The organism is Clostridium sp. N3C, assembly GCF_900095445.1.
Taxonomy (GTDB): Bacteria; Bacillota; Clostridia; order Clostridiales; family Clostridiaceae; genus Clostridium_AU.
This window is the reverse complement of sequence record NZ_FMJL01000030.1, coordinates 34,836-43,772: the sequence shown is the minus strand read 5'-3', so window position 1 is coordinate 43,772 and position 8,937 is coordinate 34,836. Positions and strand designations below refer to the sequence as shown.

Here is an 8,937-nt window from a genome sequence, read left to right as displayed (position 1 = left end):
TTTTTAAAAGCTTTAAATATTCATCTCTACTAATCATCACTGCGCCTAAGCTTTCAAGATGCTTAGTGTAAACTTGACAGTCTATAAAAAGAAAATTTTCTTCTTCTAGCTTTTGGCAAAGAGTTATAAAAGCTGCTTTAGAGGCGTTGCTCATCAAGGAGAACATAGATTCACCAAAAAAGCATTTGCCTATAATTAGGCCATAAAGACCACCTACAAGTTTATTTTCATACCAAGCCTCTATGCTGTGGGCGAAGTTTAGTTCATGGAGTGTGCAATAGGCTTCTATCATTTCATCTGTAATCCAAGTACCTGTAGTGTCCTTCCTCACATTAGCACAATTTGCTATTACATCTTTAAAACAAGTATTGTAGGTTATCTTGAAGGTGTTTTTCTTCAAAATCTTTTTCATAGAATGAGAGATCTTTATGTCTTTAGGATATAATATAAATCTTGGATCCGGTGACCACCAAAGTATAGGTTCACCTTCTGAATACCAAGGAAAGATACCGTTGCAATAGGCAAACAGTAATCTCTCTGGGGATAAATCACCGTAAGCAGCTAAAAGTCCATCACTATTAGCTAAGGATGGATGAGGAAAAATCAAATCTTCAGTTAAACGGTAAATTGGCATAGTGCTACCTCCAGAGTCTACCACTCACCAGGGTAAGCAACTATTTGTACAGTAACAGTTCTAACACCCCATTGATAGCATTCTGACTGAGAATTTAAATATAAATCTATTTTATGCCCCTTTATTGCGCCACCGGTATCAGCAGCTATAGCATAACCATAACCAGGTATGTATACCTTACTACCTAAAGGGATAACGCTAGGATCTACTGCGATAGTACTTAGCCCATTTGGATCTCTTACAACTTTTATACCCATGGATGTTAATCCTCCACCGGTATAGGCGGTAGCTGTCATCTTATAAGCAGCTTTATATGAAGAAGAACCACGGGATAAAGAAGCATTATAAGAATTACTTTTAGATGCACTAAGTGTTTCAATTTTATTATTTCCAATGGAAATATACTTTTCAGCCTTTTCTTTTACAGAATTAGTACTTATCTGAGGGGCTAAACTTTTTAATGTTGAAACAGCATCTTTTAAATTTCCTATACTTGAACTGTCAGAGTCGATAACAGAAATTGAATGGGATATTAACTTTTCCTCATTTTCAGCTATTAAAGCAGCGGCAGCTTCCTTTTCTTTATTAAATTGAGCAATTAAGTTTTCTAAGTCACTTTTTTTAGTATTTAACTCTGTAAGATTTTTGGTGTTCTCATTCTTAAGTTTTTCTAACTCTTGCTTTTTTTCAGTTAGCTTATCCATATTTTTGCTAACGGCATCTCTTGACTCTTGAAGTTCTGAAAGAAGCTTTTTATCTAATTCTGCAATTTTCTGAGTGGCTTCTAATTTAGTAAGCAAGTCAGAAAAGCCATTGGCAGTGAGAATTAAAGATAAAGTACTTTTGCTATAGGAGTTTTTATACAAAGCATTTAATCTTTTGTTAGCAATCTCCTGAGTCTTTTTTAATTCATCATTTAGTTTATTTAATTCAACTTCCTTTGCTTTGATTTCTGCTTCAATATTAGCTATATCTGATTGATTTCTGCTTATGTCAGCTTTAAGTTTCTCTATGTCTTGACTAAGCTGTGATACTTCTTTGCTTATTTCTACAATTTTGGAACTAAGTTCATTATACTTTGTTTTGTTTGCGGTTATGACATCCTGAGGAGAATTAGCAGCGAAAACAGGTGAGCTAGAGCAAAAAACAAATAAAAAGGAAATAAGCAAAGGTAGTAGTTTTTTATACAAGTATGCTACACCTCCTTTTATAGATTATATGATAGATAGATATCTAACTTGAATAGGTATTTGTAGCTTTTATAAAAAATAATTATAAACTTAATGTTAATTTATATTACACAATTATAAACATTATAACATAGCTTATACAAAAAAAGCTAGTGAGGGGATGAAAACGTTGTAATGATATAAGGAAAAATGGATAAAAACTTTGAATGCTACCGGAAAGTTAAATATATTTTGTCAAATTAACACATAAATTACAAAATAAATAAAAAGCAAAGATTAGAATTTAAATCTATATCTTTGCTTTTTATTCTTAATATTTTTCTTGTAAGTAAAAAGATTGGGAAGTTAGATATCCATAAAGTCTTTTTTGTATAAGAACCATTTATCCTCAGAGGGGTAAAATCTTATGTACCAAGCTTCTTTTTTAGAATCTACTTCTACTAGACAGGTATAAGCTATTGTGTTTATACCATCAATTTTTTCATTGTCCCTTCGAATAACTCTATCAACAAAGTAAGCTGTAGGACCTTCAATACCTTCATTTATAAATATTAGTGTAGGAATTAATAAGCCTGCAGCATCAGTTCTAGTTGATACTACTATTTCTAATAATTCAGATTTCATAATTCACTCTCCTAGATAAAGATTAACTTACATAAGTTAAGTTTGTCAACATAGAACCTAATATATTCTTTAAATAAAACTTAAGACAATCTTACATAAATATTCGTATTGTTACTGGCTATATTTATAGTATAATTAGAGAGTTATAGATGGAGGTGAAGTAATGTGGCTATAAAGGATGAAGATTTTCGATATGAGAAAAATAATTTGAAAGATACTATTGAATGGCTAGAAAGAAAAATTAAAAATAAAGAAGAAGAACATCTACAATTAGAAGAAAAGGTGGTGATATTAAGAAAGGAATCTGGAGGTTCTTATAGCTATGAGATGGAAACTGCTATTAATCAGCATCATATTAGTAGCAATATATTAAATGGTTATAAGGAAGTTAAGCCACAACCATACTTTGCTAGAATAGATTTTCAAGAAACTAGAGGACCTATGGACAGTTTCTACATTGGGAAAATTGGATTGATGGATGAAGCTACTGGAGATGAAAAGGTAGTGGATTGGAGGGCACCTATAGCAGATTTATATTATAGTGGTACTTCCGGTAAAACCTCTTACCAGGCACCCATGGGGGAGATAGAAGGGGAGCTTTTGTTAAAAAGGAAGCTTCTTATAAGGGATGGTCAGTTGATAGATGCCTTTGACGAAGGTATTAACGAGATTATATTGAAAACTAATGATGAAAGTAATGAAGGAACCTTAACCGATGAATTTCTTAGAATTAACTTGGAAGAGTCTGTAAAAGGTAAGCTGAAGGACATTGTAGCCACTATACAGAAGGAGCAAAATGAAATTATTAGGGCTGAGAAGAGCAAGGCTTTGATAGTACAAGGTTCTGCAGGATCAGGAAAAACTACAGTAGCTTTACATAGATTAGCCTATTTATTATATAAGTACAGGCAAAAAATAAGGGGCAATGATGTTTTAGTAGTAGCACCAAACAAGCTGTTTTTGGATTATATTTCTGACATATTACCTAATTTAGGTGTTGAGGATGTTAAGCAAAAAACCTTTGAGGAACTTGCTATGGAAATACTTAATGTATCCTATAAACTGTATCCTAAGGATAAAAAGTTGGCCTATGTTATAGAAAATTCTCAAGGGGAAAATATCAAGTATATTACAAATAGCAGTAAAGTAAAGGGGAGTATGGTATTTAAAACTATTTTGGATCGATATGCTAAATATATAGAGGCTTCAGGCATAGATTATGAGGATATTGTAGTTGATAAATATACTTTATTTAAAGGTAAAGAGATAAAAAGATTGTATTTGAAGGATTTATCTCATACTCCTCCTAATAAAAGAAAGCAGGAAATTAAGAAATATTTAATGGAAAAGTTAAAAAGCAAATTGACTAATATAAGCGAGGAGATTGATGCTTATTATGCTAAAGAAATTGCATCTATAAGAAATTCTATGGAGGATAGCGTAGAGAGGCGTGAAAAACTTACAGCTTTATATGACGAAAGGGATAAGAAAAAGGCTACATTAAAGGATGAGGCAAAAGAAGCTATAAATAATTACTTGGGAAACGGCTTGCAGGATGACATAGTAAAACTGTACTTAAACTTATTTAATGATGAGTTTATATTTGAAATGATAACAGGAGGAAAAATACCAGAAAAACTTGCAAAATTTATGATTAATGAGCTTAATGATAACTATAATAAGGGGATAATTGATAGTGATGATTTAGCAGCCTTACTTTATCTTAAGTTTAAAATTAATGGTATTCCAGAAAAGTATAAATTTCAGCATATTGTTATAGATGAAGCTCAAGATTACAGCCCCTTTGAACTATTTATCATGAGAGAAATGGTTCTAGGTTCCTCTATGACCATAGTAGGAGATACTGGCCAAAGCATATACTACTATAAGGGCATAGATGATTGGCAAAAGCTAATCAAGGAAGTTTTTCAAGAGGACATTTATTATACTCCACTCACTCAAAGCTATAGATCTACTGTTGAGATAGTTAATTTCGCTAATAAGGTTTTAAGAAAGCAGAAAAATAGTTTGGAGCCAGCCAAACCAGTGTTGAGGCATGGAATGGAACCTAAAATTATAGAGTACCAAAAGGATAAAGAAGTGGTAGCTATAATAGATGATCTTGTAGAGGAAGCAGAAAGGGCAGGAAAGAAAAATGTTGCAATAATTTGCAAGACTCATGAACAGTGCAAAGAGATAAAAAAACTCCTTAAAAGGAGTGTTAATAAATGGAAGGTTATTAGTGACCGGGATAAGAAGCTTGATTTAGAAAAGATAATAATACCTTCTTATATGACGAAGGGGTTAGAATTTGACTGTAGTATTGTTTATGACTGTAATGATAGTAACTACTGTAATTCAGAGCTGGATAAAAGATTGCTATATGTGGTTTTAACAAGATCCCTGCACATGGAGTATATTTTATATAAGGGTGAAAAGTCTAATTTAATACAGTAATGGCATTTAGATTATTCTGTAGATATCTTAAATTATTTAATGAATTACTGTTAAGTATCAAGAGGAAACTGAGATTGAAAAGCAAGAAAGAGAGCGTTCCATTTATTTTCTTCTTGAAAATGTATTAAAAGACCTCCATCTTGCCAAGTATCATTAGCCTTTTCATGAAGATCACTATTGCCCTGATTCATATGAAGGAAGTGAAGTCCGTCACCAGGAGAAAAATGAAAATACTTATCCTTATTGCCTACAGGGCCCCAACGCCTGCCAAAGGCGTACAATATGGTGCTTTGTTGCTTTTGAAGGGCCTTGTGTGTAATTGCCCGAATTTTTTCTTCCAAATCATTATCATTGCCGGGAAGGGAATCCGGTATAGGGGTTAGTTTAGATAAATCAAATAAATCTCCTCGGGCATAATCTAGGCCTAGCTCCTCTTTTATATTAGGACCAATAGCATTAAAACCAAAGGGTAAAAGAGATAATTTTTCAGTAATTATATTTTTAAAATCATAATCTATATAGTAGAGCATATCGTAAGGTGGACTTTCAGACTGAATGTTAACAGAAATTCTGTAGTGAATTCCATCGGCGAAGCCATGTATATGAAAATGAGGTGTTTTGCCCTTTATGCCAGTGGTTTCAACAATTTTACATTTTAGCACACCATATTCCTCATCCATCATTAAGCCTCCTTTTTAGAATAATGAGCAGTTGCCGTAAAGATCAAAGAAATCGCATATTATATTTAGTTTAAGCAAAAAACTATATCCCATGCAAAAGCAAAGGGATATAGTTTTTTAAATTATGAAAATTGCATTTTTACCGGATTTTTTTGCTGTATACATAGCTTGGTCAGCATTACGTAACAGGCTATCTAAACAGATATTCTCTTTATTCGTAGAACTTATGCTAGATATTCCGATAGAACAAGTTAATAATTTGTCTGAACTAATGATCTTATCGTTACCAATAAGCTCCTGTAACTGTTGCTGGAAGGAACTTGTTTTATCAGACATTTTGCGTAAAATATTCTCTGCTATTAGTTTGGATGTATTCTTATTTGTATTTGGAAGAATTATAATAAATTCATCACCACCGAACCTAGCTACGAAGTCGGAAGTACTGAAAGATTCTTTTAGGAATCTAGCAAAGATTTTTAGTAAACTATCTCCTACGCTATGGCCGAAGGTATCGTTGTAATACTTAAAGTTGTCTAAATCTATAAACATAAGGGATAGTTCTGTATTAATATCGCTAGTATTATCTTTAATTTTTGAAAATTCATCCTTTAATGCTAGTTGAAGAGCCTGACGGTTATTTAAACCGGTTAGACTATCTGTTCTACTCATCTCAAGCAATTCCGATTCATGTTTAACTCTAGAAAGAATAGTTATAAACTGCTTCATAGAAATTGATAGAACGTTTAAGTCGTCCTCTGTTAGTCTACTGTTAGGATTTATTGTAGCTACAAATAAATTAAGAGTACTGTTATTATCCCAACATATAGGAATATTAATAATACACTTTAAATCCTTTATGCTACCATCTATTTGATTGTTATTTGATAAATTTAAGAGAGTTGGACGATTTGCATTCATCAATTCTTTTACATATTCTATAGGTATTTCTACTTTTGCTATAGTGCTAGATTTAGAAGCCATACATACATATTCATCACCTATCTTAGAGTATATGTTAGTTATGTCAACAGGGAAATTTACATGGATTAAAGACAAGTATGAGTCTATAATGGAGTTTCCATTCATAGAGCTACTAGATAGTTCTTGAACTTTACTTATAAACTCGATTTCTCCAATTTTCTTTTGCAATTTATTAAGAGTAACGTCTTGCTTAGCAAGTTCTATTATAGAATCTAAATTCAATCTTATTTTTGGTAGATTAAAATTAGGTAAAGGTGAATTTACATTAGCTAAAGACATTTCAATTAATTGTTTATGATATTGATAATTTTGATTATTGCAAAAGTCTAAACCTTCTTTAAGTATTTTTTCTCCCTGCTCTTTTTTGCCTATAGAAATAAGCTTTCGACCATATTCTATGTAATAAATAGGTAATAAAAATTTGCTTGATCCGTTTGCTGGATCTAGTTGAGAAGAGGCATCTTCAAATAATGAAATAAATTCTTCATATTGTTCACTGTCTGCTTTAATAAGACCGTTTAAAATATAATATAGGAACCTATGATTGAAAGTTAACTTAATGGATGACATTGAATCCACCCTGTTTAATAAATCAATTGCCTTAAAAGATTCTCCAATCTGATAAAAACTAAAGGCTTTTATTACATAAATGTCTGTAATAGTTCTATAAGGCAAGTAAGTCATATTAAAAATTTTTATTATCTGAAGAAGTTTGTCCAACGATTTAATACAAGCTATATAATTCCTGGTCATGAATTGAATAAAAGCATAATTAAAGAGTGTGGCGGCAATTTCATTATAATCATGAATTTTAGTTAATTGATCAATGGCTTTTTGGTAGTGCTTTTGAGCTTCTTTGTATTTTTCTGTAATTAGATATAAATAACCAATAGCATTATGGATTTGAGTTAAATGTATAGGGTACCCTAATTTTTGACGTAAATCTTTACTCTTAAGAAAACATTTTATAGCATTTTCATAATCTTCACTGTAAGTATACAAAATTCCTTTTTTATGATAGTTAACAAACAAGCAAAACTCATTTTCATTTTCTAAAGAAATTTGAATACTCTTATCACATAGAGCATGAAGTTCCTCTAAGGAAAAGAATTCAGTGTATAAGGATGCATCTTGTAAATAATAGGCGTAGTTATTTTTTAGATTATACTTTTCTAGTAACCTTAGTAAAGTGAAATAGTTATATTTATCAATGGAACGAGAACTTATGTCTGCTAATAGATACATCAAATAATAGGCCCGCATAAGTTGAAGGTCATCATCCATAAGGCTAGCATATTTTAAACATTGATTTGCTAAAGTAGTGCTAGTTTCTAAATCGTATTTTTTTATATAACACATAGCTAATTTCCTATATGCTTCCGAAATCTGCTTGTAATTTTCTTCCTTGTGAGCCAATTCTAAGAATATACGGTAATAAGTTAAAGCGTTTTCAATTTTATCTAAATGATAATAACTATCCCCTAGAACATGGTGAATAGTATATCTTAAAGTAATGTCTTCTTTACCTTTTAGCATGGATTCAGCTTTTAATCCGCAGTATATTGCATTATTAAAGTTTAAAAAGTGTAAATTTAGTGAACTAATAGTTGTAATTTTATTGATGGTCAAATTATCTTGAGTTTTAAGATAGCTCCAATCAGATTGATGTGGAATAAGGGTATTTTCTAAATTAAATATACTGTGTTTTTCCTCTGCAAAGGTAACAAATTCATTCCAAGTTTCATAGTAATCAGGATTTGCAAAATAGTAATTTTGATTATACCCATATATAAGGAAGACTCTACAATCATTTAAATTGTCTTTGAAAGACTTAATTAGATCTAAGGTGGAGAAGTCTGCAAATTGCAATTGGCCAAGAGCAATGATAAGGGGACTATATTTTGATAGAGACTTTAATAAGTTAGCAATTGATTTGTGTAACTGTGATATCTCATAAATAATTTCTCCTGTTACAAGTTCATCTAGTCTAATTGGCACTTCTCCTTTTATATAGCTTTCAAATAATATCTTATGAGCTGGATATACTTTAGACTTATCTAATAACTTTTTTATATCAATATTATATTTATTAATAGTGTCTCGTATTATAGATAAAAAGGGTTCGTAGGGTTCTAATATATCAGCTTGTTTATATTGATATTTAAATAAAAGGTAGTTGTTATCTTCCTCTCCAAAGGAACTGTCTATTAAGTAACAAAAGTTACTTATATCTGTTGTGTGGAAGTTGATAGTTAACGGGTTACCTTTTAGCACATTTTTAAACTGATTATGGAGTATATCCGTAAAGTTTTTAAATTTACTATTCATATATTCAGAACCTCCAAAGTAAAAAATTACCAGTTCAAAAAAC

Annotated in this window: 6 protein-coding genes; 1 reads left to right on the top strand and 5 read right to left on the bottom strand. The window is 31.1% G+C overall.

Annotation, left to right across the window (positions count from 1 at the left end; genetic code table 11):
- From aat to N3C_RS09220, 3 genes are all read right to left on the bottom strand, one after another.
- Positions 1–634, bottom strand: a 634-nt coding sequence (aat, locus tag N3C_RS09230) for a leucyl/phenylalanyl-tRNA--protein transferase (protein WP_074365746.1), incomplete at its 3' end; no start/stop codon positions are given.
- A 17-nt stretch (positions 635–651) separates the two neighbouring features.
- On the bottom strand, positions 652–1,824 hold the full coding sequence (locus N3C_RS15440; protein ID WP_074365745.1) for a 3D domain-containing protein: 1,173 nt from the start codon (positions 1,822–1,824) through the stop codon (positions 652–654).
- Positions 1,825–2,169: 345 nt separating this feature from the next.
- Positions 2,170–2,448 (bottom strand): hypothetical protein, encoded by a 279-nt coding sequence (locus tag N3C_RS09220; RefSeq protein WP_074365744.1) that lies wholly within the window; start codon positions 2,446–2,448, stop codon positions 2,170–2,172.
- A gap of 165 nt (positions 2,449–2,613) precedes the next feature.
- Here N3C_RS09220 and helD point away from each other — a divergent pair, with 165 nt between their 5' ends.
- Positions 2,614–4,905: an RNA polymerase recycling motor HelD gene (gene helD / locus N3C_RS09215; protein ID WP_074365743.1), complete on the top strand. Its 2,292-nt coding sequence runs from the start codon at positions 2,614–2,616 to the stop codon at positions 4,903–4,905.
- A 50-nt stretch (positions 4,906–4,955) separates the two neighbouring features.
- On the opposite strand, the gene N3C_RS09210 is transcribed toward helD, so the two are convergent.
- Positions 4,956–5,585 carry a YukJ family protein gene (locus tag N3C_RS09210; protein WP_074365742.1) on the bottom strand — a complete coding sequence of 210 codons (630 nt, stop codon included), beginning with the start codon at positions 5,583–5,585 and terminating at the stop codon, positions 4,956–4,958.
- Positions 5,586–5,702: 117 nt separating this feature from the next.
- Positions 5,703–8,894 carry a tetratricopeptide repeat-containing diguanylate cyclase gene (locus N3C_RS09205; RefSeq protein ID WP_074365741.1) on the bottom strand — a complete coding sequence of 1,064 codons (3,192 nt, stop codon included), beginning with the start codon at positions 8,892–8,894 and terminating at the stop codon, positions 5,703–5,705.
- Positions 8,895–8,937: the final 43 nt, after the last annotated feature.

Coding starts and splice junctions, on each gene's coding strand:
- N3C_RS09220 (WP_074365744.1), bottom strand. CDS start 2,448: ATGAAATCTGAATTATTAGAAATAGTAGTATCAACTAGAACTGATGCT.
- N3C_RS09205 (WP_074365741.1), bottom strand. CDS start 8,894: ATGAATAGTAAATTTAAAAACTTTACGGATATACTCCATAATCAGTTT.
- N3C_RS09210 (WP_074365742.1), bottom strand. CDS start 5,585: ATGGATGAGGAATATGGTGTGCTAAAATGTAAAATTGTTGAAACCACT.